Raw genomic sequence first — 24,422 nt, forward strand, 5'->3', positions numbered from 1 at the left:
AACTAGCAAAACTCTCAAAGTATCTGAAAGTCCTGACGCGCAAAGAATCCGGCTCCATGACTTTGGATGCCGTCCTGATGTTCCCACTGCTTTTGTTCACCGCCACTGGGACATATACGTGGTTCGACGGTTTTCGGCAAAGCGCGTCCAACTTGAAGGCCGCTTACACCGTAAGCGACCTCATCTCACGCGAGACTGGGACAATCAATGACACTTACATCAATTCACTGCACCAATTGATGAAGCGCATGATCAACAATGGGTCTCCTTTGTCGATGCGCGTGTCGCTGTTGGTCTTTGACGAGGAAAAAGATCGCCATCTCGTTCAATGGTCGACAGCGCGTGGGTATCAGTTCATATGGACAAACGACAACGTTGAACATCTTCGCACTTCTCTGCCTCCGATGCCCAATCAAGACACTCTGATCCTTGTTGAGACATCAAACAAGTATCAGCCGATTTTTAACGAAAACATCGTCAAGGATATCTCGTTCGACAATTTCGTTTTCACCCGGCCCCGCTTCACAAACAAGATCGGTGCAGAGTTTGAAACCCTGATCATTGATCTGGAAGATGTCGGCAACGATATTGACGATGCTGAGGAGTCTGGCTCGATCTAAGCGCCTGAACCGCGCTCGGCCAGCATCGCCGATAGCATTTCGGACATGAACTTGGCTTCGGCGGCCGCTGTCATGCCGCCGATGCCGACACGCCGACCCAAGCGCCACCAGAGGCCCGGTGCCCAGGCATTGGGTGCCGGCGCAACGGTTTTGATCAGGAAGCCGTTCGACGGCTTGAACGCAAAGATACCCCGGTCAATCGCTTCTATCTCATCGACGGTGCAGATGACCTGCCCTGACCCGGTGCGCAACGTCGATCGTGTCAACTCGATCGTATCTGCGGTCGCGCTCCACATGCGCTGGGACAGCCAGAAAGATGCAGTACCGATAACCAGCAGAAACACCTGCCACCCCAGCTGAGGCGGGCTGGCCAGCGCGACATAAATCACCAGCGCGCCGACCGTTGTCAGCATCCCCACCCCCATCCAGCGGCGCGGGGCTGAGGCCGCGACAGTGGCCAGAACATCTTCTTGCATGTGTCTCTCCTGCTTTGCCGCCTGCTTTAGCGGCTTTGCCGCGCAAAGGACAGAGCCCCCGGATGGATCTGAGCACCCCTGCACAGACTGCGTGTTTCTGCGCGAATTGATTGCACTGACATGCGGCTTAGATTTGCAGCCAACGATGATGGAGGCTTGGATGTCGCTCAGACCTACTCTGGAAACCCGCAAAGCCGTGCCGACGATGGAGGGCGCGGGTGTCAAACTGCACCGGGCCTTTGGGTTTCAGGACCCGTCGGAACTGGACCCGTTCCTGCTGTTTGATGACTTTCGGAACGAACACCCGCAGGACTACATGGCCGGTTTCCCATGGCATCCGCATCGCGGAATCGAGACGATTACCTATGTTCTGTCGGGAACAGTCGATCACAGCGACTCGCTGGGCAACAGCGGGACGCTGGGGGCGGGTGATGTGCAATGGATGACCGCAGGCTCGGGCATTCTGCATCAGGAGATGCCGAAGGGTACCGCCAGCGGTCAGATGCATGGGTTCCAACTCTGGGGCAACTTGCCTTCGGATCAGAAGATGACTGCGCCGCGCTATCAGGATGTTCAAAGCCGGGACATCCCGGAGATCGTCGATGATGACGGAACCACGGTGCGGGTAATCGTGGGTGAGTTCTGGGGGCGTACAGGCCCTGTGGATGGCATTGCAGCCGATCCGCAGTATCTGGACATCAGCATCCCGGCAGGCGTGAAAAAGACCTTTCGCATCGACACGTATCGCCGCGCGTTCGCCTATGTATTCGAAGGTCAGGCCGCCTTTGCCGATGCCTCGCAGCCCACTGGCGTTCTGCTGGAAAAAGAGGTGGCGGGGCATGAGGTCAACATCCGCGATATGTCCGGCGACCGGACGCTGATCCGCTTTGGCTCGGGCGATGAAGTGACGGTTCAGGCCGGGCCCGAGGGCGTGCGGTTTCTGCTGATCTCGGGCGCTCCGATCAATGAGCCTGTCGCATGGCACGGACCGATCGTCATGAACACGCAGGCCGAGTTACAGCAGGCCTTTCGCGAATTGCGCAACGGGACGTTCATCCGCCCGGCCCACTAAGGGTCAGGCGGATACGGCCTTGCGCACCATGTCCCAATAGACCTGCTCGACCTCATCCAGAGACAGCCGTCCGCCGCTGCGATACCAGGTGATCACGCCGTTCAACATCGCGATGACCGCAAGCGTGGCGATTTTGGTATCGGTCACCGCGAACTGCCCGGTCTCGTGGCCACGTCGCAGAATGCTTTCAAGCGAGTCCTCGTACTGGCGGCGCAGGGCTTCAATCTCGGCGAAGTTGGGGGGCGTCAGATTGCGCAGCTCCATATATGCGATGAAGACCTCATCCGGTCGCTCCAGATGAAAGCGGATGTGGAAGCCGACGAACTGGCGCAGGGCGTCTTTTGGATCGTCAAACCGGGTGAGATCGCTATACGCAGCCGATAGGTCCTGCATATGGGTACGCATCAGATCGTAAAGCAGGCTCTGCTTGTCGGGGGTGTAATTATAAAGCGCACCCGCCTGCACCCCGACTGCCCCCGCGATCTGGCGCATCGAAACCGCGGCATAGCCGTGGCGCGCAAAAAGCCCCAACGCCGCCCTACGGATGCGCGGGCCTGTTATATCGGAATGAGAGCCTTGTGTGCGTGCCATGATCCGACCGTATCTGAACAAACGTTCAGATAGAAGCCCGCTTGAACCGCCTCGACAAAAGGTGCATCACATAGGTCACGGCGCAACCCAAAGGATCATCATGAAGCCTCTGCCACTGGTACTTTTGCTGTTCGTCGCTGCTGGCTGCGTTGATATCCCAGAGTTAAAAGACAGCGAGACCGAGGCCTTGCGCAAAGCCCCCTACCCCAAGCTGATCCCTTTGGATGCGGCTTTGGGCGCGCCTACCGATCCGGTCAGCGAGGCTGCAGAGGTCGAAGAAGAGCTGACCGCCCGCGCTGAGGCGCTGGCAAACCGTGCCGAGGCCCTTCAAAACGCCGAGATAAACTAGCGCGCTTTGCGTTCTGACGGATTGCACCCCTGCCCCGAACCCGCTAAGGCAGCCCGCAATGGATGGCCCGCCACCGGCGGAGTTTCGAGCGGAAAGGACCCATAGGGATGACACAGGCGCTGCGGCTTGGAATTGCCGGTTTGGGAACCGTGGGTATTGGCGTGGTCAAGATCGTCCGCCGCCACGCGGAACTGCTGCAGGCCCGCACTGGGCGGCCCATCGAAATCACCGCAGTCTCGGCCCGTGATGCTGGCAAGGATCGCGGCGTGAACCTGTCGGATTATGCGTGGGAAACCGATCCGGTCGCGCTGGCCAAGCGCGACGACGTTGATGTTTTTGTAGAACTGATGGGTGGTGAAAACGGCCCCGCCAGGGCCTCGGTCGAGGCGGCGCTGGCCAGCGGTAAGGATGTGGTCACCGCCAACAAGGCACTGCTGGCCATTCACGGTCAGGAACTTGCCGAAAAGGCCGAGGCCGCTGGTCGCGTGATCCGGTTCGAGGCCGCTGTTGCCGGCGGCATCCCGGTCATCAAATCTCTGACCGAGGGGTTGGCGGGTAACGAAATCACCCGCGTCATGGGGGTGATGAACGGCACCTGCAACTACATCCTGACCCGAATGCAGTCACAGGAACTGGGCTATAACGCGTTGTTCGAGGAATGTGCCCAGCTTGGGTATCTCGAAGCCGATCCCAATCTGGACGTGGGCGGCATCGATGCGGCGCATAAGCTGGCGCTGCTGTCGTCAATTGCCTTTGGCACCAAGCCGAACTTCGACGGGATCGAGATTGAGGGCATTCAACAGATCAGCCTGGATGATATCCATCAGGCCGATGACATGGGCTATCGGATCAAGCTGCTCGGCGTGGCGCAACGCACCGCGCGCGGTCTGGTTCAGCGCATGCAGCCCTGTCTGGTGCCCAGCGACTCGCCCTTGGGGCAGCTGGAAGGCGGCACGAATATGGTGGTGCTGGATGGCGACTCGATCGAGCAGATCGTTCTGCGCGGCCCCGGTGCAGGCGAAGGCCCGACCGCCAGTGCCGTGATGGGCGATGTCTGCGATCTGGCGCGTGGGCTGCACATCCCGACCTTTGGACGCCCCGCCACCTCGCTGCAAGACGCTACGCCCGCCGTTACCGGCCTACCTGCGCCGTATTATCTGCGGCTGGGCCTCATGGACAAACCCGGCGCGCTGGCCAAGGTCGCCGCCATTTTGGGTGATGCCGGTGTTTCGATCGACCGGATGCGCCAGTATGCCCACGCCGAAAGCACCGCGCCGGTTCTGATCGTCACCCACAAAACCACACGCGCCACACTGGACATCGCGCTTGAGGGCTTGCGCGAGACCGATGTGATCGCGGGCGAACCGGTTGCCCTGCGGATTGAAGAGGTTTGAGCTTGCAGCCTGCATGAAACGCAAGCTATGCCGGAAGAAACGGCTTTGTTGACCTGAGGATACGAACATATGAGTGCTGCCAAGATCGATTTTAACGACCGCCTGCTGTCGCTGGGGCTGGCAAGGGTTGCAGAACAGGCCGCACTGGCCTCGGCCTCTCTGGTTGGGCGGGGCGACGAAAAGGCAGCTGATCAGGCTGCGGTGAACGCCATGCGCGAACAGCTGAACCTGCTGGACATCGCGGGCGTTGTTGTCATCGGCGAAGGCGAGCGTGACGAAGCACCGATGCTTTATATCGGTGAAGAGGTCGGTACCGGCAACGGCCCCGGCGTGGATATCGCACTGGATCCGCTGGAAGGCACCACCCTGACCGCCAAGGACATGCCCAACGCGCTGACCGTGATTGCCATGGGCCCGCGCGGCTCGATGCTGCATGCGCCGGATGTCTATATGGACAAGTTGGCGGTTGGTCCGGGTTACCCCGAGAACGTGGTCAATCTGGACATGACCCCGCGCGAACGCGTCGAGGCGCTGGCCCAGGCCAAAGGCTGCGAACCTGCCGATATCACCGTCTGCATTCTGGAACGTCCGCGCCACGAGGCGATGATCGCCGAGGTGCGCGAGACCGGTGCCTCGATCCGTCTGATCACCGATGGAGACGTGGCCGGTGTCATGCATTGCGCCGAAAGCGAAGTGACCGGTATCGATATGTATATGGGTCAGGGCGGCGCGCCTGAGGGTGTTCTTGCGGCGGCGGCTCTGAAATGCATGGGTGGCCAGATCTTTGGCCGGCTGTTGTTCCGCAACGACGACGAACGGGGGCGTGCTGCCAAGGCAGGTATCACCGATCTGGACCGCGTGTACGCGCGGGATGAGATGGTGACAGCCGATGTGATCTTTGCCGCCACTGGCGTGACGGGCGGGTCGCTGCTGCCGCGCATCAAGCGGGAACCGGGCTGGGTCGAGACGACGACGCTGTTGATGCGGTCCAAGACAGGCTCGGTCCGGCGCATGTCCTACCGCACGCCGATGTGGTCGCATACCGACGCATAGCGGCTTGCGCCGCTGCCTTCGGCGAGAGTATTTGTGAAAAGATGAAGAGGCCGGGTCCTGAAGGGTCCGGCCTTGGTGCATGAGGTGAGATGTGGCGTTTCTGGGTGTTGAGCAATCATTGAGCGGGCGGCGCTGGGTTGGACCGGGAATCGAGGTCGAGCGCGCGGCCGAAATGATGGCGCAGCAGACCGATCTGCCGCGCGCGCTGTGCCAGGTTCTGGCCCGACGCGGGGTTCCCGCCATGGAGGCCGCGGGATTTCTGGAGCCCAAGCTGAAAGAACTGCTGCCTGACCCCCGCGCAATGAAGGATATGGAAGCTGCTGCGGCCCGGTTTCTGGAGGCCGTGCGTAAGCGTCAGAAGATTGCGGTGTTTGCGGATTATGACGTGGATGGCGGGTCTTCGGCGGCGCTGTTGCTGGTTTGGCTGCGCCAGATGGGGATTGCTGCAACGCTCTATGTGCCGGATCGGATTGACGAGGGCTATGGGCCCAATGTGCCCGCCATGCAGGAGCTGGCGGCAAGTCATGATCTGATCATCTGCGTGGATTGCGGAACGCTGAGCCACGAACCTATCGCGGCGGCCAAGGGTGCGGATGTGATCGTGCTGGATCACCATCTGGGCGGGGAGACCCTGCCGGATTGCGTGGCCGTGGTGAACCCGAACCGGCAGGATGAAAGCGGCGATCTGGGCTATCTCTGTGCCGCTGCGGTGGTGTTTCTGATGCTGGTCGAGGCCGGGCGCCAGCTGCGCGAGGCCGGGGCCAAGGGGCCGGACCTGATGGCGATGCTTGATCTGGTGGCTCTGGCCACGGTGGCTGATGTCGCGCCTCTGATCGAGGCCAACAGGGCGCTGGTTCGGCAGGGTCTGAAGGTGATGGCCCAAAGGCAAAGGCCGGGGCTGGTGGCGCTGTCGGATGTGGCGCGTATGGATACCGCGCCCAACAGCTATCATCTGGGGTTCCTGCTGGGACCGCGCGTGAATGCAGGCGGGCGCATTGGTCAGGCCGATCTGGGCGCGCGGCTGTTGAGCACCGACTCGGCGACCGAGGCCGAAGCTTTGTCCGAGCGGCTGGACGCGCTAAACGCGGAGCGGCGAGAGATCGAGAACACGGTGCGCGCAGCCGCGCTAGCGCAGGCCGAAGACCGTGGGCTGGACGCGCCACTTGTCTGGGCCGCAGGCGATGGTTGGCATCCGGGCGTCGTGGGCATCGTTGCCTCACGCTTGAAAGAGACCGCAAACCGCCCCGCCATCGTGATCGGGTTTGATGGGGATGAGGGCAAGGGCTCGGGCCGTTCGGTCTCGGGTGTTGATCTGGGTGCCTCGATCCAGCGTCTGGCGGCCGAGGGGCTGCTGGTCAAGGGCGGCGGTCACAAGATGGCGGCGGGACTCACCGTAATGCGTGATCAATTGGAGCCCGCGATGGCGCGGCTATCGGAACTGCTTGCCAAACAGGGTGCAGGGCAAAGCGGCCCCGCCGATCTGAAACTGGACGGCGCTCTGATGTCGGGGGCCGCGACGGTTCACCTGATCGAACAGATCGAAAAGGCGGGTCCCTTCGGAGCCGGAGCCCCTGCCCCCCGCTATGCCCTGCCCGATCTGCAGGTGCGCTTTGCCAAACGCGTGGGCGAGACCCATCTGAAACTCTCGCTGTCGGATGGCATGTCCGGCGGGCTGGACGCCATCGCATTTGGGGCCTTCGATGGCCCGCTGGGGGATCGTTTGTCCAATCACGGCGGGGCGCGTTTCCATTTTGCGGGCCGGCTTGAGGTGAATTCCTGGGGCGGTCGGCAGAGCGTGCAGCTGCGGTTGGAGGATGCCGCAGAGGCCGTCTGATACCCGTTTCAAAGCCCTGCGGAGGCGGCCAAAAAAGTTGCGCAGCCTTGCGTTTTTCGTCTTGCGGGGGGGGAAGGTAAACCGTAAAAGGCCCTCCACAAGCCAGCGTGGCCCGTTCGTCTATCGGTTAGGACGCCAGGTTTTCAACCTGGAAAGAGGGGTTCGATTCCCCTACGGGCTGCCATTTTGCTTGTTTGAACCAAATGGCCCGTTCGTCTATCGGTTAGGACGCCAGGTTTTCAACCTGGAAAGAGGGGTTCGATTCCCCTACGGGCTGCCATTTTTCCAAAGATCAGCCTCAACGAACACACCCACGTCAGCCTGCGGCCTGCACCCCGCTTGCAACCGCGATCTGGACCTCAATACCCCATTGATTCAATGCGTTGGCGACGTCTCCGCCGGGTGCCTGATCGGTGACAAGCTGATCGATCATGCGCGGTTCGGGACCAACGTATGGCGCGGTTTCACCAAACTTGAAATGCGCCGCCGCCACCAGCAGCCGATCCGCATTCCCCGCCACAACGCTTGCCAGATCAGCCTCGACCGAGCTGTGGTACAGGAACCCCCGCCGCGCCGAGATCGCATCGATGCTGAGCACGGCCACATCGAAGGCATAGCGCTGCACCTGCCGATGCGTGACATGGCCGAAAGCGCCGCGCTCATCGCTTTGCAGTTCGCCACCCAGCAGGTGCACACGGTTGCCCGGCGTCCCGGCAAGCGTCTGCCCGACCCCGATCGAGTTGGTCACGACGGTGAGATTGCCAGACTGACGCAACTCCTCGGCGACGTAGGCGGTGGTAGATCCGACATCCAGAAACACGGTCATACCGTCCCGGATCAGGCCCGCCACATGCCCGGCAATCAATCGCTTTTCCTCGGAATGCTGCGCAATGCGGTGGAAGAAGCTGGGATCGCCTTGTGTGCCTGCCAGATAGGCACCACCATGCACCCGTTCGACGGCCCCCGAAGACGCCAGCGACTTGATCGTGCGCCGCACGGTCTCCTCGGACACGCCGAGCGTCTTGGCCAGTTCCGAGTTCCGGGCCGTGCCGCCAAGACGTCTGAGGACATCAAGCAGCTCCAGCTCACGATGGGTGTGCGGGGTGCGGGTTTTCACTGGACGCTCCGTATTTCCCAAATTCGCCCAGACAAAGGCACAAAAACCACTCGGCAATCAACCCGAAACACGTGCTGCAGCCCGCAGACCGGTCGCGCCTGATGCAAACGTGTCTATGATACCCTGCGGTTCTGGGGGACGACCTCATAGCCCGGTTCTTCGGGTTCATCGTCCTGCATCTCGGGCGGGAAGCCCGGGGCCTGAATTTCAAGCCCCGTCGCGTCCTCAAGCCGTTTGATGATATTCGGCGACAGCTCGCGCTCGCCATAGCGCGCGATCCCGTCTTCGAAAATCTTGATCATCAACGGGTTGATCTCAAGCGGCACTCCGGCGCGGTCGGCGACCTCCTGAAACAGGCCGATATCCTTTCTCACCAGATCCATGGTGAACGAAATATCGCGCGAGCCGTTCAGGATGACCTGACTTTCCGTCTCATGCACAAAGGATGTCCCCGAGGAAATCTTGATCGCCTCATAGGTGGTGCCAAGGTCCATCCCGGCGGCCTTTGCGGTCACCAAAGCCTCGGCGCAGGTGATCAGGTTGGCAGTGGCCAGATAATTGGTCAGCACTTTCAGCACCGACGCCGAGCCCAGTTCGCCCGTATGCAGGATGCGTCGCCCCATGGTCGTCAGGAAGGGAAGGATACGCTCGAACGTCTCGCGATCACAGCCCGCGAAGATCGAGATATTGCCCGTCGCGGCCCGATGGCAGCCGCCTGAAACCGGGCAATCCACCGCAGCCCCGCCCCGCTCGATCACCATCGCGCCAAGGCGTTTGACCTCGGCTTCGTCGGTGGTCGACATTTCCATCCAGATTTTGCCGGGAGTGACCTCGGGCAGCATCTCTTGCATCACCGCATCCGAGGCGGCGGGCGACGGCAGGCAGGTGATCACCGCATCGCAATCGCGCATCAGTTGGGCCGGGCTTTCAGCCGCTTTGGCCCACTGCGTGACAAACGCGGCCACCAGATCGGGGTTCAGATCATGCACCGTCAGATCAATCCCGTTGCGCAGCAGCGATCCTGACAGCTTGCCCCCCACATTGCCCAGCCCGATAAACCCTACTTTCATGCGCCGCATCCTCCTGTTCGCGTTTTGCAAACCATGCCAGCATGTCGGCCCAACCGGATCATGCCGCCCAGCGACCCGGACAGGTCGCTTTTTACCCGCGTGATCACGGATCAGCGTGTTGCGCTTGACAAGCGGGGCAACCCTGCCGCATGTCCCTTTCGTTGGTGTCTGCGACAGCAGATGAAAAGGGAATGCGTCAGCGGATCATCCGTCAAACGCAGCCGCCCCCGCGACCGTGACCGGAGAGGGTGCCCAAGCCACTGGCGAATGCCGGGAAGGCGGGACATCCGACAGAGGACGCCTCTGACATCCGCAAGCCGGGAGACCTGCCAGCGCCCGAAGATGAAACCGGACGGGGTGTTCCGGTGTCGGGTCAATGGACCCGCATGAAACCCCGTCCCCCACGAAGAGGATTTGGGGGATGAGAGACATGACCGAGACCGCTCCGGTCGAATTGCTGGTTTGTACCACCTGCCGTCGCGGGCTGCCCGTCGAGGACGATGCGCAACGCCCCGGCACCTTGTTGCACAAGGCTCTGGAACAGGCCGACCTGCCCGACGGGATCACCCTGAAAGCCGTCGAATGCCTGTCGAACTGTGACGAGGGTTGTTCCATCGTCCTGCGTGGCGGACCGGATCGTTGGACCTTCGTGTACGAACACCTGAACGAAACCGACCATGTCGACGTGATCGTTGACGGCGCCACCAAGTACCTCGCGACCGAGGACGGTCTGGTCAAATGGCGCGAACGCCCTGAACATTTCCGCAAAAACTGTGCGGCCCGCATTCCCCCGATTGGAGCCCTGAAATGAGCAATCTCGAAAAACTCCCCGTCACCGTGATCACCGGCTTTCTGGGTTCGGGGAAGACGACGCTGGTGCGCCATCTGATGCAGAACCCGCAGGGCAAGCGTCTGGCTGTTGTGGTCAACGAATTCGGAGATGTGGGCGTCGATGGCGACATCCTGAAATCCTGCGCCATCCCCGATTGCCCGGCGGAAAACATCATGGAACTGGCGAACGGTTGCATCTGCTGCACCGTGGCCGACGATTTCATCCCCACGATCGAGGCCCTGATGGCGCTGGAGCCGCGCCCCGATCACATCCTGATTGAAACCTCTGGCCTCGCCCTGCCCAAACCGCTGCTGAAAGCCTTCGACTGGCCCGATATCCGTTCGAAAATCACCGTCGATGGCGTGATCGCTCTGGCCGATGCCGAAGCCGTGGCCGCAGGTCGCTTCGCGCCCAATGTCGAGGCGGTGGACGCCCAGCGCATGGCCGATGACTCGATTGACCACGAAACGCCCCTGTCCGAAGTGTTCGAGGATCAGATTTCCTGCGCCGATATCATCCTGCTGACCAAGCCCGATCTGGCCGGTCCCGAAGGTGTCGCCAAGGCACGCGAGATTATCGCCGCCGAAGCCCCGCGCCCGTTGCCCGTGGTTGAGGTCGCCGAAGGTGCCGTTGACGTCCGCGTCGTGCTGGGTCTTGAAGCCGCCGCCGAGGATGACATGGACGCACGTCCCTCGCATCACGACGGCCACCACGATCATGAGCATGACGATTTCGAAAGCATCATCGTCGAGTTGCCGGAACAGTCTGACCCGCTGGATCTGGTTGCCAAGATCGAACGTCTGGCCAAGGAACTGAACATCCTGCGCGTCAAAGGCTATGCCGCCGTTCAGGGCAAACCGATGCGCCTGTTGGTACAGGCCGTGGGTGCGCGTGTACGTCATCAGTACGACCGTCCTTGGGAGCCCGGCGAAGACCGCCGCTCGCGCCTTGTGGTCATTGCCGAGCATGACGACATCAAGGAAGCCGAAATCCGCGACATCCTCGTGGGTGTGGCCGAGGCCGCCGAGTAAGCCATGCACGTCGTCTTCCGCGAAAGCCACGGGCTCGAAGAAACCGAGACCCCGACCGATCTGGGCCAGAGCCCGGCGGATCTGGTGGTGCTGTCCTTTTCCGACAGCGACCTCGGCGCTTTCGCGGCAGGCTGGCATCGTGGCGGCGGTCCCGATGGGCGCATGCCGACCCTGCGGCTGGCCAATCTGACGGCGCTGAAACACCCCCTGTCCGTCGACACCTATGTCGAACAGACATTGGAGGGCGCGAAGGGCATCCTGATCCGCCTGATCGGCGGGGTGCCCTATTGGGCCTACGGGCTGCAGCAGGTTCTGGCGCTTGCGCAGGCCAAAGGAATTGCCCTGGCCGTCCTGCCTGCCGATGGGCGCGAAGACACGCGGCTGGACGACTATTCCACCTTGCCTGTCTCGACCCTCCGCCGTTTGGCACATCTCTGCGACACAGGCGGTGAAGTCGCGGCACAAGCAGCGCTGGCGCAAATGGCGCTGGCGGCGGGTCTCTATGCCGGGCCGGTAATGGGGGCCAAAACGATCCCCGAATGCGGCGCCTGGTGCCCGGATCGCGGTGTGATCCCGGTGGACACAGCGTTCTCCGGCGATGCCAAACGCATCCTCGTGACGTTCTACCGCGCCTATCTGACCTCTGCCGACACCGCCCCGGTCGCAGCCTTGATACGCAGCCTGCGCGCGCGGGGGTATGAGGCCTTGGGCCTGTTCGCCCCCTCGTTGAAAGCGCCCGCAGCCGCCGATTGGCTACGCGAACAGGTCGTGGCGCTGACCCCCTCGGCGATCATCAACGCAACCTCCTTTTCGGGGAAAGGCGCGTCGGGCACATCCCCTCTGGACGCTGCCAATGTACCGGTGTTCCAGGTCGCCCTTGCCACTTCGCGCCGCAAAGCCTGGGCCGAGGCGGAACGCGGCCTGTCCCCCGCCGACCTTGCCATGCATGTGGTGCTGCCCGAGGTGGACGGGCGGATTTCGGCAGGCATTGCGTCCTTCAAGGAACCCGGCAAACGCGACCCGCATCTGGAATATTCCCGCTTTGCCCACCGGGCCGAACCCGAACGGATCGAGTCGATCATCGACCGCGTCACCGGCTGGCTGAATCTGGTGGACAGACCCAAAGCAGATCAGGTTCCGGCGCTGGTGCTGTCCACCTATCCCGGCAAAAACTGGCAGATGGCTCATGCGGTGGGTCTGGACGCACTGGCCTCGGCCGAGGCGATGCTGGCCGATCTGCAAGACGAAGGCTATGACACCGCGCCTGCTGAGCCGATTGCTGAGACGCTGCTGGATGCGCGGATTTCATGGCCTCTGGCGGATTATCTGACCGCGCTGGCCGAATTGCCTGAAAACCTGCACGCAGACCTGCAAACCGTCTGGGGCAACGCCGAAGATGACCCGGTATTCTCAGACGGCGCATTCCATTTCACCGCCCTGCGCCGTGGCAAGGCTCTGATCGCTCTGCAGCCGGAGCGCGGTACACCCGAGCTGCGCGATGACGACTACCACGACCTGTCTCGCACCCCGCGCCACAGCTATGTCGCGTTTTACCTGTGGCTGCGCAAAAGCCTTAAAGCCGATACGCTGATCCATATCGGCGCCCATGGCACGCTGGAATGGCTGCCGGGCAAATCGGTCGCTTTGTCCGCGGATTGCTGGCCCGAGGCTTTGATCCGCGACCTACCGGTGATCTACCCTTTCATCGTCAACGATCCCGGCGAAGCCGCGCAGGCCAAACGCCGGATCGGAGCCGTCACACTGGGCCATATCCCCCCCGCGTTGAAAGAAAGCGGTACGCCCGACCGGATGGTGCGTCTGGAATCGCTGCTGGATGAGTTCTCAAACGCCGATGGGCTCGACCCCAAGCGCCGCGACCGGCTGCAAGAAGACATCCGTGACGAGGCGCAGGCCATTGGGCTGGAAAGCGATCTGGGGCTAGATCAGGCCACCTGCACCGCCGAGGCGATCACCCGCATCGACCGCTTCGTCTGTGACATCAAGGAAAGCCAGTTCGGCGACGGGCTGCACATCTTTGGTCGCGTCCCCGAAGTGGCTGGCAATTTCGACCCCGCGCCGTCGGCCCATGCCGAAAGGCAGGGTCTTATCGACGCGCTGGCCGGAAAACGGATCGAGGCTGGTCCATCCGGCTCTCCTTATCGCGGGCGTTCGGACGTGCTGCCGACAGGGCGAAACCTCTACACCACCGACCCGCGCTCGGTCCCGACCCGCGCGGCCTATACCCAAGGCGTGAAACTGGCCGAGGAACTGGTGCGGCGGCATTTGCAGGAGGAAGGCGACTATCCCAAAGGTCTGATCGTCGATCTCTGGGGCTCGGCCACCATGCGCACCGCGGGGGAAGAGTTTGCCATGGCGCTGCACCTGCTGGGCGTGAAACCGGTCTGGGACAAGGGCTCCGAGCGGGTTTCGGGCATCGAGGTACTGCCGATCACCGACCTTAGCCGCCCGCGTCTGGACGTGACTCTGCGGGTCTCGGGCCTGTTCCGCGACGTATTCCCGACGCTCTCGACGCTCTATGGTCAAGCCATTCGCGCCCTGTCCGCTCGGGATGAGGCCCCGGACTGGAACCCCTATGCCGGTCAGGAACCGGCGGCCCGCGTCTATGGCCCGGCCCCCGGCAGCTATGGTCTGAACATGACCCACCTGTCCGAAACCTATACCGACGAGGCGCGGGCACAGGCGGGTGAAGCATGGCTCAACGCGAGTTCCTTTGCGCTGGAAGGCGAGCATATCGCGCAGGACAAAGACGGCATCACCCAGCGCGTCGCCAATGCCGACAGCTTTGTCCACCTGCAGGACCTGACCGAGACCGACCTATTGCTGGCCAATGACTATGCCACGCATGAGGCCGGGTTCGCTGCCGCCAAGAAGATCACCGGCGGAACCGCGCAGCTTTACCACTTGGACAATACCAACCCCGAAAACCCACGCGCCCGCACTTTGCCCGAAGAGATCAGCCGCGTCGTCCATGCCCGCGCCGCCAATCCCGGCTGGATCGCCGGGATGCAGCGGCATGGCTTCCGAGGGGCTGCCGAGATCGCCGCGACGCTGGATCACATGGCCTCCTTCGCGCATCTGTCGGGCACCGTCGCGCCGCATCTGTTTGACCTCTACCACGATGCCACGCTGGGCGATGCCGAGGTGGATGCGTTTTTGCAGGAATCCAATCCGCAAGCGCATCAGGCCATGCAGGACCGGTTCCGCGCGCTGCTGGAGGCGGGTCTGTGGGACACCCGCCGGAATTCGATCCGCGCCAATCTGGAGGGGCTGGGATGAGCGGCCCCATCGTTCAGGGGTGGTGCCCCGGCGCGCACCGTCCGATGATGTCGGGCGACGGCCTCGTGGTGCGTGTTCGTCCGCGACTGGCGCGATTGAACGCCGTGCAGGCCTTGGGCTTGTGCGAACTGGCCGAACAATTCGGCAATGGCACCATCGATCTGACCAACCGCGCCAACCTGCAACTGCGCGGGGTGGCCGAGGCGGATCATCAGCCACTACTGGCCGAACTGTCCGCGCTGGACTTGCTGGACGCCGAACCCGGCATTGAGGTACGGCGCAACATTCTGGTCTCGCCGCTTTATGAAACAGACGACCTGACTACGCGACTGACGCAGGAACTGATTGACCGCCTGTCGGAATTGCCTTCCCTGCCCGCCAAATTCGGGTTTGCGGTGGACACCGGACCCGAGCGGCTGCTTGCAGCGGATTCGGCGGATATTCGACTGGAAGCCAGCCCGGATGGCCTGATTCTGCGCGCTGACGGGGTCGAGACAGGACGACAAGTCTCGGAGGCTGAAGCCATCGATCGACTGATCGCGCTGGCCGGATGGTTCGCTAAAAACTACACCCCCGAGACCCGCCGCATGGCACGGACCGTCGCCGCACTTGGTCTACCGCCAGAATGGCAAGGCACCGCGCCCGGTCCGGTTGGAGCCGCACTTGAACCCGGCTGTTGCGCACAAGGGACACTTTACGGCGCGGCGTTCGGGCAATTGCCTGCGCGTGAGCTTGCCCGGTTGATTGAGAAAAGTGGGGCGACTGCCCTGCGTGTCACCCCGTGGCGGCTAATTCTGCTGGAAGGCGGGGCGGCGAAACCTGCCCCGGCCTTTGTTACGGACGGCACCGACCCGCTTATGACCACCGACGCCTGCCCCGGCGCACCGTTCTGCCCGCAGGCGCATATGGCGACCCGCGACATCGCCCGTGCGCTAGCCCCGCGCGTCCCCGGCACGTTGCACGTCTCGGGCTGCGCCAAGGGATGCGCGCGCATGGGGGCTGCCGATATCACTCTGGTCGGCCATGATGGACGATTTGATCTTGTCAAACAGGGCCGCGCAGGGGATGAGCCCTGCCAGACCGGCCTGACCGAAGAAACACTCATGACCATGGACTTCACCTGATGCCCTATACTTACGAAACCGATGGCGCGGCGATCTATAAGGAAAGCTTTGCCACCATCCGGTCCGAGGCCGATCTGGCCCGGTTTGATACTGATGAAGAGCAGGTTGCCGTCCGCATGATCCACGCCGCCGGGATGGTCGGGCTGGAAGAGTTCGTGCATTTCTCACCCGGTTTTGTGCAGGCCGCCCGCACCGCGTTGGAAGGTGGAGCGCCGATCCTGTGTGATGCGCGCATGGTCAGCGAGGGCGTCACCCGCTTTCGCCTGCCCTCCGAGAATGAGGTGATCTGCACCCTGCATGACGAACGTGTGCGCCCCCTGGCTGCCGAGATGAGCAACACCCGTTCTGCTGCCGCGTTGGAGCTGTGGCGTCCGCACCTGCAGGGCGCTGTAGTTGCAATCGGAAACGCCCCCACCGCCCTGTTCCACCTGTTGAATATGCTGGAAGATCCCGACTGCCCGCGCCCGGCCGCCATCATCGGCTGCCCGGTGGGCTTTGTCGGCGCGGTGGAATCGAAGGATGCTCTGTGGGCCGCGCAACCGGTGCCGTGCTGCATCGTCAAGGGCCGTCTGGGCGGCAGCGCCATCACCGTCGCCGCCATCAACGCGATCGCGAGCCGGGCCGAATGAAGATGGGAACGATATATGGCGTAGGTCTGGGCCCAGGCGACCCCGACCTGATGAGCGTCCGGGCCGACCGGCTGCTGCGCAACGCGCGGCATGTGGCGTTCTTTCGCAAGCCGGGGCGCAGCGGTCAGGCACGCAAGATCGTCAACGGAATGATCCCCGAGGGTGCGGTGGAATTTCCGATGGAATACCCCGTGACAACGGAAATCCCTGTGACCGATCCGCGCTACAATGAACTGCTTTCGACCTTCTACAAGGACTGCGCGGCGCATCTGAAGTCACTCGCCGAGCAAGGCGAGGACGTCGTGGTTCTGTGCGAGGGTGATCCGTTTTTCTACGGTTCTTTCATGCATCTTTACAACCGACTACGAGACGAAGCTGATGTTGATGTGATCCCCGCCATCACCGGCATGTCGGGCGCATGGACAGCCACTGGAGACCCCATCACCTGGGGCGATGACGTGCTGACGGTGCTGGTCGGAACTCTGCCCGAGGATACTCTGGCCGAGCGGATGGCGCAGACCGACGCTTTGGTTGTGATGAAGATCGGGCGCAATATCGAAAAGGTTAAACGGGCGCTGAAAACCGCAGGCCTGTATGATCGCGCTTGGATCGTGGAATTCGCGCAAATGCCCAACCAGACAGTGACCAAACTGTCCGAGGCCTGCGACAAGGTCACCCCCTATTTCTCGATCATCATCGTCCACGGGCAAGGGCGGCGGCCATGAGCGGCTGGGTGAAGATCGCGGGGCTTGGGCCGGGCGATGAGGCACTTGTGACACCCGAAGTCACGGCGGCACTGGCCGAGGCGACCGATGTGGTCGGCTACATTCCCTATGTCGCCCGCGTGGCCGAGCGCGAAGGGCTGACGCTGCATGCCAGTGACAACCGGGTTGAGATTGACCGGTCTGAACACGCGTTGCAGATGGCCGCCGAGGGCAAACGGGTGGTCGTCGTCTCCTCGGGTGATCCGGGCGTGTTTGCGATGGCGGCGGCAGTGTTCGAGGCGCTGGAGAACGGCCCCACCGAATGGCGTGATCTTCAGATCGACGTTCTGCCGGGCATCACCGCGATGCTGGCGGCATCCGCCCGTGTTGGCGCTCCGATGGGGCATGATTTCTGCGCGATCAACCTCAGCGATAACCTAAAGCCATGGTCGCTGATTGAAAAACGGCTGCGGCTGGCGGCGCAAGCAGATTTCTCGATGGCCTTCTACAACCCTCGCTCGAAGTCCCGCCCAGAAGGGTTTGTAAAGACACTGGAAATCCTGCGTGACGAATGCGAGCCTGAGCGTCTGATCCTGTTCGCCCGCGCCGTCTCACGCGCGGATGAGGCGATCCGTATTTCGACCCTGTCCGAGGCCACTCCGGACATGGCAGACATGCAGACCGTGGTCATCCTGGGATCGTCCCGCACCCGGCTGATTGAACGCGACGGCGCGCCTATCGTCTACACGCCGAGGTTCACACCGGAATGATTCAACCAGTCCAGAACCTGCGCGACACTCGTCACTTCGGTCCGCTGCGGCAGAACCGGACGGTCGATCATAAGCACCGGCAGGCCCAACGCCCGCGCCGCGTCCAGCTTGGCGCGCGCGCCGGTGCCGCCTGCGTTCTTGGACACAACCAGCTGCGTGTCGTGGCGCTGCATCAGCGCGCGGTCATCGGCCTCGGTGAAGGGGCCTCGGGCCACGACCACATCTGCATGCGGCAGTGGCAAGGCGTCGGGTTCATCCACCAGCCGCAGCAGGTAGTGATGCTGAGGCTGGATGGCGAAGTCTTCAAGATGCATGCGCCCCACGGCAAGAAACACGCGCTGAGGGTCGCCGGACAGTGCCTGAACCGCAGCAGCGATATCTGGAACATGCCGCCACGCATCGCCGGGCCTTGCGGTCCACGCCGCCCGCGTCAGGGCAGCCAGCGGGGTGCGCGTTTCACGGCAGGCCTCAATCGCATTCCGGCTCATCTGCGCCGCAAAGGGATGGGTGGCATCAACCACATGGGTGATCCTGTTTTCGCAGATATAGCGGACCAGACCCTGCGGGCCTCCGAACCCGCCGACGCGGGTCGGCAGCGGCTGCGGACGCGGGTTCTCCACACGTCCCGCATAGGAATAGACCGCCGTAACGCCCTGTTCGGCAAGGGTTTTGGCCAGCGCGTTCGCCTCGGTCGTGCCGCCCAGAACAAGCACATTGGAGATCAGGAGGTTTGGCATGGCTGACGCTCCGTGGTTGACCGTTCTGGGGTTGGGCGAAGATGGGCTTGATGGCCTGTCGCCTGCCAGCCGTCAAGTGCTGGACCGGGCCGAGGTCATCATGGGCCCGCCCCGCCACCTGTCGCTGGTGCCCGAAAACAAGGCCGAGCGAATAGCATGGCCGGTGCCCTTCTCGGACGGTTTGCCGCTGTTACAACAGCAGCGCGGGCGGGCGACTGTAGTTCTGGCCTCGGGCGATCCGTTCTGGTTTGGTGCGGGATCCGTCATTGCAAGGAATTTCGAGGCGGGGGAATGGACTGCGTTGCCCGGTCAGTCGACATTCTCGCTAGCCGCTGCGCGCTTGGGCTGGCCACTGGAAAGCACGCAAACCTTCGGGTTGCACACAGCCCCCCTGACCCGCCTGCGCCCGCATCTGTCATCCGGCCTACGCGCGATCATTCTGCTGCGCAACGGCGCGGCAGTCGCCGAACTTGCGTCTTACCTGACCGAAACAGGCTTTGCCGACACAAGGCTGCATGTACTTGAGGCCCTCGGCGGCCCCCGCGAACGCGCCCGCTCGGTGTCGCTGACCGAGGCGCTGCTGGGTACGTTCGATCACCCGGTCTGCGTCGCTCTTGAGGTGGCGGGCGAGGGACGCGCGCTGCCCAAGGCGTCCGGAAAGCCGGATGAGATATTTGAAACCGACGGCCAGATCACCAAACGTCCGATCCGCGCGCTGACCCTGTCAGCGCTGGCTCCTCAACGCGGTGAGCATCTTTGGGATATCGGCGGCGGCACCGGATCAATCAGCATCGAATGGCTGATGTGTGATCCGACACTGACGGCCACCACGATTGAACCGCGCGAGGACCGCACCGAGCGTATTCGACGGAATGCCGACGCTCTGGGACAAGACCGCCTGAACGTCGTGCAAGGCACTGCCCCGGACGCGCTGTCTGGTCTTCCCTTGCCGGATGTCGTGTTCATCGGAGGTGGGCTCAGCGCCAACCTGCTCGCATGGCTACGCGATGCCCTGCCCGCCGGAACACGGTTGGTCGCGAATGCGGTGACTCTGGAAAGCGAGGCCTTACTGGCCAGCTGGCACGAAGAACTGGGCGGAGACCTATTGCGCATCGAACTGGCACAGTCCGCGCCTCTGGGGCCCCGCCGTGGCTGGAAGTCGGCCTATCCGGTCGTGCAGTGGAGCGTGACGCTATGATCGTTGCCGGGATCGGATTTTCCTCAGCCGCGACAGCGGACAGCCTGCGCGCCGCATACCGCGCCGCATCGGCAGGACATGAGGTCGAGGCGCTGGCGAGCGTGGCGGACAAAGAAGGGCACCCCGCCCTTGTCGCCTTCGCCGAAGACCTGCCGGTGCCAGTGCATTTCGTTGCCGCATCCGATCTGGCAGGACAGCGAACCCTCACGTGCTCGAACCGCAGCCGGGCGACCTATGGCACCGGCAGCGTGGCCGAAGCATCCGCATTGGCTGCCGCCGGGATTGGCGCGCGGCTGCTTTCACCCAGACATATCTCGGACGACCGGCTGGCCACCTGCGCCATTGCCATCGGAGGACAATCATGACCGTTCATTTCATCGGCGCCGGACCCGGCGCTGCCGACCTGCTGACCCTGCGCGGGCGCGATATCATCGCATCCTGCCCTGTGTGCCTGTACGCGGGTTCTCTGGTGCCCGAGGAAATCCTTGGCCACTGCCCCGAAGGTGCAAAAATCATCAACACCGCGCCGATGGATCTGGATCAGATCATGGCCGAGATCGACGCCGCGCATCAGGCCGGTCAGGACGTAGCGCGGTTGCACTCGGGCGACCTGTCCGTCTGGTCGGCAATGGGTGAACAAATCCGCCGCCTGAAAGAGATGGGCATCCCGGTCAGCGTGACCCCCGGTGTGCCTTCGTTTGCCGCGGCTGCGGCTTCGCTGGGCACCGAACTGACCTTGCCGGGGCTGGCGCAATCGGTGGTGCTGACCCGCACACCGGGACGTGCGTCCTCGATGCCAGAAGGCGAAACGCTTGAAAATTTCGCCCGCACCGGCGCAACGCTGGCCATTCACCTGTCGATTGGCAATCTGGAGCGCGTGATCGCTGACCTGACCCCGGCCTATGGCGCTGACTGCCCGGTGGCCGTGGTATACCGCGCCAGCTGGCCGGATGAGCGGATCATCCGCGCAACGCTGGCGACGCTGAAGGATGCTTTGGACGACAGCATTTCGCGCACGGCGTTGATTATGGTCGGCCCGGCGCTGGCAGGCGAAGGGTTCGACGAAAGCTGCTTGTATTCCAAGGATTACGACCGGCGCTATCGCCCGCAAAGCGCCGATAGCCCTTGGTCAAGCTGGAGCCATGGTGATGACTAACCCCCCCGGCCTTCTGATTTCGGCCCCCTCTTCAGGGACCGGCAAGACCACCGTGATGCTGGGCCTTCTGCGCGCGCTGGCCGAGGATGGGTTGACCGTCCAACCTTTCAAGAGTGGGCCGGACTACATCGACCCGGCCTTTCACCGCGCTGCGGCGGGGCGGGCGTCGTTCAATCTGGACAGTTGGGCGATGGGCGATCCATTACTGGCCGCGATTTCCGAGCAGGCTGACGGCGCGGATATTGTCGTCGCCGAGGGCTCGATGGGCTTGTTTGACGGCGTTGCCAAACCCGGAGAATTGGGTCATGGGTCCAGCGCCGAAACCGCGCTGCGTATGGGCTGGCCGGTGGTTCTGGTGCTGGATGTGGGCGGCCAGGCGCAATCGGCGGCAGCCACGGCGTTGGGGTTCAAGATGTACAATCCCGACCTGCCCTTTGCCGGCGTGATCCTGAACCGCTGCGCCAGTCCCCGGCATGAGCGACTGACGCGGTTGGGCATGGAGCGCGCGGGCCTGCCGGTTCTGGGCGTGTTGCCCCGTCGCGGAGACTTGACCCTGCCCGAGCGGCATCTGGGGCTGATACAGGCGGTCGAGCATCCCGATCTGGAAAGCGCGATTGCCGGATACGCCGCGTTTCTGCGCGAGCATGTGGATATTGAGGCGATCAAACGGGCGGCCTCCTCAGGCCCCTCGGGGCCATCGTCAGCCGCGCTGCCGCGTCCTCCGGCGCAACGGATCGCGTTGGCCCGGGATGCGGCGTTTTCGTTTACCTATCCGCATTTGCTGGAAGGTTGGCGAACGGCAGGGGCCGAGATCTTGCCGTTCTCACCGTTGGCTGATGAGGCCCCTGCACAGGATGCCGATCTGGTGTGGTTGCCGGGTGGTTATCCAGAATTGCACGCGGGCACGCTGGCCGCTGCGGGAACGTTTTTGGCCGGGCTGCGCAAACATGCTGAGACAAAACCTGTGCATGGGGAATGCGGAGGGTACATGGCGCTAGGTCAGGCGTTGATCGACAAAGAGGGTGTGCGACATGAGATGGCGGGCCTGCTGGGGCTGGTAACGTCGTACCAGAAACGCAAATTCAATCTGGGCTATCGCCGGGCGGAACTGCTTTCCAAGATGCCCGGGTTTGCCGAAGGGACCGCCTTGCGCGGGCATGAATTCCACTATTCGTCGATTGTCGAGCAACCCGATGCCCCGCTCGCGCGTGTGTTTGACGCCGAAGGCGCGGAAGGGCCGCAAACCGGGTCCGTTCGTGGCCACGTGACTGGCACGTTCTTCCACCTGATTGCCGAGGCTTCGGCATGAGCGGGTTTGTCTCATTCATTGGTTCAGGCCCCGGCGACCCGGAACTGCTGACGCTGAAGGCGGTGGACCGGATGCAAAAGGCCGATGCAGTGCTTTTTGACGACCTCAGCAGCGGGCCGATCCTGACCCATGCGCGCGACGATGCCGATCTGGTCGGCGTTGGCAAGCGCGCGGGTCGCCCCTCGCCCAAGCAGGATCATGTCAGCCGTTTGTTGGTCGAATATGCACAGACCGGGCAACGCGTCGTGCGGTTGAAATCCGGCGATGGCGGTATGTTCGGCCGCCTCGAGGAAGAGCTGGTCGCACTGCGTGCCGCCGGGATCGAATATGAAATCATTCCGGGCATCCCTTCGGCCATCGCGGCCGCTGCGGCGGCTGGTATCCCGCTGACGCGGCGCCTGACGGCGCGGCGCGTGCAGTTTGTCACCGGCCATGATATCAGCGGCAAGCTGCCCTCCGACCTGAACCTGCCCGCCTTGGCCGATGCCGGGGCAACCACGGTTGTGTTCATGGGCAAGCGGACCTTTCCGCTGTTGGTCGAAGCCCTGCATGCCCATGGTCTGCCGCTGGACACCCCGGCGCTGATGGCTGAATCCGTTTCGACCCCCGAACAGGCGCTGCACCGGTCGACCATCGGCGCGCTGGCCGAGAAGCTGCAATCCGAGATCGGGAAGGCTCCGGCATTGATACTCTATGGCCCGTTGGCGGAGTTCGATGATGATTGAACTCAGCCTGATCGGTATTGGTACCGGCAACCCGGATCATGTGACCTTTCAGGGCGCACAGGCGATCCGAAACGCCGATCTTATCCTGATCCCCCGCAAGGGTGAGAACAAGGCCGATCTGGCCGGGTTGCGCGAACAGATCATCGCTCGGGTCTCTGATGCCACGCCGCGCATCGCCTATTTCGACATCCCCAAGCGACGCTCGGATGACGGCTATCTGCGCGGGGTCGACGCGTGGCACGACGCCATAGCTCTGCGCTGGCAAGAAGCGATGGCCGCCAACCCGGACGCACACCATGTGGCGCTGCTGATCTGGGGGGACCCGTCGCTTTATGACAGTTCGCTGCGCATCGCGGCGCGGCTGCGCCCACAGCCGAAAACCAAAGTGATACCCGGCATTACCGCGCTGCAGGCGCTGACGGCGGCGCATGCGATCCCGATCAACGATCTGGGCGCGCCCTATGTGGTCACCACCGGGCGGCGCATCCGCGAGGAGGGCTGGCCCGAAGCAGCCTCGACCGTGGCCGTGATGCTGGACGGTGAATGCTCATTCCAGAGCCTTGAGATGGACGGCTATGACATCTGGTGGGGGGCTTATGTGGGTATGGCCGAAGAGCTGCTGGTCAAGGGGCCATTGGCCGAGGTGGCGCAGCAAATCCTTGACACCCGCGCTCGTGCGCGCGCCGATCACGGATGGATCATGGATATCTATCTGCTGAAAAAACGCCCGGATCAGAGCTGACCAGCCGCCGCCCACGCGATTGTGAGTGCGATTTCATCGCTTTTCTGCCATCACTTCGATGACCACCGAAGGAAGGCTGGAACATGAGAGCATTCTGCATCGTACTATCCCTGCTGGCCCTGCCCGCATGGGCCGACAGCCCCGAGCCTCTTCCCGGGTGGGCAGTTTATCCCAGCGCCAAAAGCTATGACCAACTGGTCGAAGACACCAAGACCGCCGTTAAGGAAAATGGACTGATCGTCGTCACGCAGGCGGGTCCAACCAAGGCCGCCGCTGCGCGCGGCATTACCATTCCGGGCAACCGGGTGATCGGGGCGTTCAACAATGACTATGCGGTGCGGGTGCTTGAAACCTCGACCAACGCGATGATCGAAGCACCGATCCGGTTTTATGTGACCGAAAATGGCGATGGCACTGCAACCCTGTCTTACAAAACCCCGGGATTCGTCTTTGCCCCTTATGCTCATGAAGGCGGAGAAGCGCTGAGCGAGATCGCCGCCGAACTTGACGCCAAGTTTCAGGCAGTCGCGGAAAGCGCAGTCAAATAGTCACACTGACGTGAACCTGCTTGCGTCCGGGCCTGTCCTCCGCA

At 62.8% G+C, this 24,422-nt stretch carries 25 protein-coding genes, 2 tRNA genes and 1 riboswitch; of the genes, 22 read left to right on the forward strand and 5 right to left on the reverse strand.

The genetic code is table 11. The features are described from left to right. Nucleotides 1-56: 56 nt before the first annotated feature. Nucleotides 57-620: a hypothetical protein gene (locus ACR3EN_RS00585; RefSeq protein ID WP_480918378.1), complete on the forward strand. Its 564-nt coding sequence runs from the start codon at nucleotides 57-59 to the stop codon at nucleotides 618-620. Here ACR3EN_RS00585 and ACR3EN_RS00590 read toward each other — a convergent pair. Next, nucleotides 617-1,096 carry a hypothetical protein gene (locus ACR3EN_RS00590; protein WP_480819551.1) on the reverse strand — a complete coding sequence of 160 codons (480 nt, stop codon included), beginning with the start codon at nucleotides 1,094-1,096 and terminating at the stop codon, nucleotides 617-619. The genes ACR3EN_RS00585 and ACR3EN_RS00590 overlap by 4 nt on opposite strands. Before the next feature lie 160 nt (nucleotides 1,097-1,256). Between ACR3EN_RS00590 and ACR3EN_RS00595 the strand changes: the two genes are divergently transcribed. After that, nucleotides 1,257-2,168 (forward strand): pirin family protein, encoded by a 912-nt coding sequence (locus ACR3EN_RS00595; protein ID WP_480819550.1) that lies wholly within the window; start codon nucleotides 1,257-1,259, stop codon nucleotides 2,166-2,168. 3 nt (nucleotides 2,169-2,171) lie between these two features. Here the strand turns inward: ACR3EN_RS00595 and ACR3EN_RS00600 are convergent, their stop codons facing one another. After that, the gene (locus ACR3EN_RS00600; protein ID WP_480819549.1) at nucleotides 2,172-2,759 is read right to left on the reverse strand and encodes a TetR/AcrR family transcriptional regulator; all 588 of its coding nucleotides are present in this window, start codon (nucleotides 2,757-2,759) and stop codon (nucleotides 2,172-2,174) included. 100 nt (nucleotides 2,760-2,859) lie between these two features. Here ACR3EN_RS00600 and ACR3EN_RS00605 point away from each other — a divergent pair, with 100 nt between their 5' ends. The 6 genes from ACR3EN_RS00605 (at nucleotide 2,860) to ACR3EN_RS00630 (ending at nucleotide 7,669) form a co-directional block, all read left to right on the forward strand. Next, nucleotides 2,860-3,108 (forward strand): hypothetical protein, encoded by a 249-nt coding sequence (locus tag ACR3EN_RS00605; RefSeq protein ID WP_480819548.1) that lies wholly within the window; start codon nucleotides 2,860-2,862, stop codon nucleotides 3,106-3,108. A gap of 107 nt (nucleotides 3,109-3,215) precedes the next feature. Continuing rightward, nucleotides 3,216-4,502 (forward strand): homoserine dehydrogenase, encoded by a 1,287-nt coding sequence (locus ACR3EN_RS00610; protein ID WP_480819547.1) that lies wholly within the window; start codon nucleotides 3,216-3,218, stop codon nucleotides 4,500-4,502. A 69-nt stretch (nucleotides 4,503-4,571) separates the two neighbouring features. Next, the gene (gene glpX, locus ACR3EN_RS00615) at nucleotides 4,572-5,555 is read left to right on the forward strand and encodes a class II fructose-bisphosphatase (RefSeq protein WP_480819546.1); all 984 of its coding nucleotides are present in this window, start codon (nucleotides 4,572-4,574) and stop codon (nucleotides 5,553-5,555) included. A 91-nt stretch (nucleotides 5,556-5,646) separates the two neighbouring features. Next, entirely contained in the window at nucleotides 5,647-7,389 is a 1,743-nt protein-coding gene (gene recJ, locus ACR3EN_RS00620; RefSeq protein WP_480870200.1) for a single-stranded-DNA-specific exonuclease RecJ, read from the forward strand. Nucleotides 7,390-7,498: 109 nt separating this feature from the next. Continuing rightward, nucleotides 7,499-7,573 (forward strand) — tRNA-Glu (locus tag ACR3EN_RS00625). Between the two features lie 21 nt (nucleotides 7,574-7,594). After that, nucleotides 7,595-7,669 (forward strand) — tRNA-Glu (locus tag ACR3EN_RS00630). Nucleotides 7,670-7,705: 36 nt separating this feature from the next. Here ACR3EN_RS00630 and ACR3EN_RS00635 read toward each other — a convergent pair. Both ACR3EN_RS00635 and ACR3EN_RS00640 read right to left on the reverse strand, forming a co-directional pair. After that, on the reverse strand, nucleotides 7,706-8,506 hold the full coding sequence (locus tag ACR3EN_RS00635) for a DeoR/GlpR family DNA-binding transcription regulator (protein ID WP_480819544.1): 801 nt from the start codon (nucleotides 8,504-8,506) through the stop codon (nucleotides 7,706-7,708). Between the two features lie 113 nt (nucleotides 8,507-8,619). Continuing rightward, nucleotides 8,620-9,576 carry an NAD(P)-dependent oxidoreductase gene (locus tag ACR3EN_RS00640; protein WP_480819543.1) on the reverse strand — a complete coding sequence of 319 codons (957 nt, stop codon included), beginning with the start codon at nucleotides 9,574-9,576 and terminating at the stop codon, nucleotides 8,620-8,622. Between the two features lie 145 nt (nucleotides 9,577-9,721). Continuing rightward, nucleotides 9,722-9,924: riboswitch (cobalamin riboswitch) on the forward strand. 82 nt (nucleotides 9,925-10,006) lie between these two features. On the opposite strand from ACR3EN_RS00640, the gene ACR3EN_RS00645 reads away from it, so the two are divergent. From ACR3EN_RS00645 to cobJ, 7 genes are read left to right on the forward strand one after another with little or no spacing between them, the layout of a single operon-like run. Beyond that, nucleotides 10,007-10,387 carry a DUF1636 family protein gene (locus tag ACR3EN_RS00645; protein WP_480819542.1) on the forward strand — a complete coding sequence of 127 codons (381 nt, stop codon included), beginning with the start codon at nucleotides 10,007-10,009 and terminating at the stop codon, nucleotides 10,385-10,387. Then, nucleotides 10,384-11,439, forward strand: a complete 1,056-nt coding sequence (cobW, locus tag ACR3EN_RS00650) for a cobalamin biosynthesis protein CobW (RefSeq protein WP_480528634.1) — start codon at nucleotides 10,384-10,386, stop codon at nucleotides 11,437-11,439. The genes ACR3EN_RS00645 and cobW overlap by 4 nt, the downstream gene beginning before the upstream one ends. A 3-nt stretch (nucleotides 11,440-11,442) precedes the next feature. Beyond that, a complete protein-coding gene (gene cobN / locus ACR3EN_RS00655) occupies nucleotides 11,443-14,736 on the forward strand; it encodes a cobaltochelatase subunit CobN (RefSeq protein ID WP_480819541.1) in 3,294 nt (1,097 codons plus the stop codon). Then, nucleotides 14,733-15,860, forward strand: coding sequence for a precorrin-3B synthase (cobG, locus tag ACR3EN_RS00660; RefSeq protein ID WP_480819540.1), 1,128 nt, complete (start codon nucleotides 14,733-14,735; stop codon nucleotides 15,858-15,860). The genes cobN and cobG overlap by 4 nt, the downstream gene beginning before the upstream one ends. Next, nucleotides 15,860-16,489 carry a precorrin-8X methylmutase gene (locus ACR3EN_RS00665; protein ID WP_480819539.1) on the forward strand — a complete coding sequence of 210 codons (630 nt, stop codon included), beginning with the start codon at nucleotides 15,860-15,862 and terminating at the stop codon, nucleotides 16,487-16,489. The genes cobG and ACR3EN_RS00665 overlap by 1 nt, the downstream gene beginning before the upstream one ends. Further along, entirely contained in the window at nucleotides 16,486-17,214 is a 729-nt protein-coding gene (locus tag ACR3EN_RS00670) for a precorrin-2 C(20)-methyltransferase (RefSeq protein ID WP_480819538.1), read from the forward strand. The genes ACR3EN_RS00665 and ACR3EN_RS00670 overlap by 4 nt, the downstream gene beginning before the upstream one ends. After that, nucleotides 17,211-17,963: a precorrin-3B C(17)-methyltransferase gene (gene cobJ, locus ACR3EN_RS00675; RefSeq protein ID WP_480819537.1), complete on the forward strand. Its 753-nt coding sequence runs from the start codon at nucleotides 17,211-17,213 to the stop codon at nucleotides 17,961-17,963. Before ACR3EN_RS00670 ends, cobJ begins: the two co-directional genes overlap by 4 nt. Here the strand turns inward: cobJ and ACR3EN_RS00680 are convergent. Then, nucleotides 17,936-18,700 (reverse strand): cobalt-precorrin-6A reductase, encoded by a 765-nt coding sequence (locus tag ACR3EN_RS00680; RefSeq protein ID WP_480819536.1) that lies wholly within the window; start codon nucleotides 18,698-18,700, stop codon nucleotides 17,936-17,938. The two genes, cobJ and ACR3EN_RS00680, sit on opposite strands and share 28 nt — an antisense overlap. Here ACR3EN_RS00680 and cbiE point away from each other — a divergent pair. The 7 genes from cbiE (at nucleotide 18,699) to ACR3EN_RS00715 (ending at nucleotide 24,378) form a co-directional block, all read left to right on the forward strand. Further along, a complete protein-coding gene (gene cbiE, locus ACR3EN_RS00685) occupies nucleotides 18,699-19,898 on the forward strand; it encodes a precorrin-6y C5,15-methyltransferase (decarboxylating) subunit CbiE (protein WP_480819535.1) in 1,200 nt (399 codons plus the stop codon). The genes ACR3EN_RS00680 and cbiE overlap by 2 nt on opposite strands. Beyond that, nucleotides 19,895-20,263 carry a cobalamin biosynthesis protein gene (locus ACR3EN_RS00690; protein ID WP_480820062.1) on the forward strand — a complete coding sequence of 123 codons (369 nt, stop codon included), beginning with the start codon at nucleotides 19,895-19,897 and terminating at the stop codon, nucleotides 20,261-20,263. Before cbiE ends, ACR3EN_RS00690 begins: the two co-directional genes overlap by 4 nt. Beyond that, the gene (gene cobM, locus ACR3EN_RS00695) at nucleotides 20,260-21,054 is read left to right on the forward strand and encodes a precorrin-4 C(11)-methyltransferase (protein WP_480819534.1); all 795 of its coding nucleotides are present in this window, start codon (nucleotides 20,260-20,262) and stop codon (nucleotides 21,052-21,054) included. The genes ACR3EN_RS00690 and cobM overlap by 4 nt, the downstream gene beginning before the upstream one ends. Next, nucleotides 21,041-22,363: a cobyrinic acid a,c-diamide synthase CobB gene (locus ACR3EN_RS00700; protein WP_480819533.1), complete on the forward strand. Its 1,323-nt coding sequence runs from the start codon at nucleotides 21,041-21,043 to the stop codon at nucleotides 22,361-22,363. The genes cobM and ACR3EN_RS00700 overlap by 14 nt, the downstream gene beginning before the upstream one ends. After that, a complete protein-coding gene (gene cobA / locus ACR3EN_RS00705; protein WP_480819532.1) occupies nucleotides 22,360-23,088 on the forward strand; it encodes a uroporphyrinogen-III C-methyltransferase in 729 nt (242 codons plus the stop codon). The genes ACR3EN_RS00700 and cobA overlap by 4 nt, the downstream gene beginning before the upstream one ends. Then, complete coding sequence (gene cobF / locus ACR3EN_RS00710; protein ID WP_480819531.1) at nucleotides 23,081-23,830, forward strand: precorrin-6A synthase (deacetylating); 750 nt, start codon at nucleotides 23,081-23,083, stop codon at nucleotides 23,828-23,830. Before cobA ends, cobF begins: the two co-directional genes overlap by 8 nt. A gap of 83 nt (nucleotides 23,831-23,913) precedes the next feature. Further along, entirely contained in the window at nucleotides 23,914-24,378 is a 465-nt protein-coding gene (locus tag ACR3EN_RS00715; protein ID WP_480819530.1) for a DUF302 domain-containing protein, read from the forward strand. Nucleotides 24,379-24,422: the final 44 nt, after the last annotated feature.

This window comes from Ruegeria sp. G7 (assembly GCF_056535465.1).

What these genes read in the sequence shown, in the direction of transcription:
- ACR3EN_RS00585 (WP_480918378.1), top strand. Translation starts at nt 57, where the DNA reads ATGACTTTGGATGCCGTCCTGATGTTCCCACTGCTTTTGTTCACCGCC.
- ACR3EN_RS00590 (WP_480819551.1), bottom strand. Translation starts at nt 1,096, where the DNA reads ATGCAAGAAGATGTTCTGGCCACTGTCGCGGCCTCAGCCCCGCGCCGC.
- ACR3EN_RS00595 (WP_480819550.1), top strand. Translation starts at nt 1,257, where the DNA reads ATGTCGCTCAGACCTACTCTGGAAACCCGCAAAGCCGTGCCGACGATG.
- ACR3EN_RS00600 (WP_480819549.1), bottom strand. Translation starts at nt 2,759, where the DNA reads ATGGCACGCACACAAGGCTCTCATTCCGATATAACAGGCCCGCGCATC.
- ACR3EN_RS00605 (WP_480819548.1), top strand. Translation starts at nt 2,860, where the DNA reads ATGAAGCCTCTGCCACTGGTACTTTTGCTGTTCGTCGCTGCTGGCTGC.
- ACR3EN_RS00610 (WP_480819547.1), top strand. Translation starts at nt 3,216, where the DNA reads ATGACACAGGCGCTGCGGCTTGGAATTGCCGGTTTGGGAACCGTGGGT.
- glpX (WP_480819546.1), top strand. Translation starts at nt 4,572, where the DNA reads ATGAGTGCTGCCAAGATCGATTTTAACGACCGCCTGCTGTCGCTGGGG.
- ACR3EN_RS00640 (WP_480819543.1), bottom strand. Translation starts at nt 9,576, where the DNA reads ATGAAAGTAGGGTTTATCGGGCTGGGCAATGTGGGGGGCAAGCTGTCA.
- ACR3EN_RS00645 (WP_480819542.1), top strand. Translation starts at nt 10,007, where the DNA reads ATGACCGAGACCGCTCCGGTCGAATTGCTGGTTTGTACCACCTGCCGT.
- cobW (WP_480528634.1), top strand. Translation starts at nt 10,384, where the DNA reads ATGAGCAATCTCGAAAAACTCCCCGTCACCGTGATCACCGGCTTTCTG.
- cobN (WP_480819541.1), top strand. Translation starts at nt 11,443, where the DNA reads ATGCACGTCGTCTTCCGCGAAAGCCACGGGCTCGAAGAAACCGAGACC.
- cobG (WP_480819540.1), top strand. Translation starts at nt 14,733, where the DNA reads ATGAGCGGCCCCATCGTTCAGGGGTGGTGCCCCGGCGCGCACCGTCCG.
- ACR3EN_RS00665 (WP_480819539.1), top strand. Translation starts at nt 15,860, where the DNA reads ATGCCCTATACTTACGAAACCGATGGCGCGGCGATCTATAAGGAAAGC.
- ACR3EN_RS00670 (WP_480819538.1), top strand. Translation starts at nt 16,486, where the DNA reads ATGAAGATGGGAACGATATATGGCGTAGGTCTGGGCCCAGGCGACCCC.
- cobJ (WP_480819537.1), top strand. Translation starts at nt 17,211, where the DNA reads ATGAGCGGCTGGGTGAAGATCGCGGGGCTTGGGCCGGGCGATGAGGCA.
- cbiE (WP_480819535.1), top strand. Translation starts at nt 18,699, where the DNA reads ATGGCTGACGCTCCGTGGTTGACCGTTCTGGGGTTGGGCGAAGATGGG.
- ACR3EN_RS00680 (WP_480819536.1), bottom strand. Translation starts at nt 18,700, where the DNA reads ATGCCAAACCTCCTGATCTCCAATGTGCTTGTTCTGGGCGGCACGACC.
- ACR3EN_RS00690 (WP_480820062.1), top strand. Translation starts at nt 19,895, where the DNA reads ATGATCGTTGCCGGGATCGGATTTTCCTCAGCCGCGACAGCGGACAGC.
- cobM (WP_480819534.1), top strand. Translation starts at nt 20,260, where the DNA reads ATGACCGTTCATTTCATCGGCGCCGGACCCGGCGCTGCCGACCTGCTG.
- ACR3EN_RS00700 (WP_480819533.1), top strand. Translation starts at nt 21,041, where the DNA reads ATGGTGATGACTAACCCCCCCGGCCTTCTGATTTCGGCCCCCTCTTCA.
- cobA (WP_480819532.1), top strand. Translation starts at nt 22,360, where the DNA reads ATGAGCGGGTTTGTCTCATTCATTGGTTCAGGCCCCGGCGACCCGGAA.
- cobF (WP_480819531.1), top strand. Translation starts at nt 23,081, where the DNA reads ATGATTGAACTCAGCCTGATCGGTATTGGTACCGGCAACCCGGATCAT.
- ACR3EN_RS00715 (WP_480819530.1), top strand. Translation starts at nt 23,914, where the DNA reads ATGAGAGCATTCTGCATCGTACTATCCCTGCTGGCCCTGCCCGCATGG.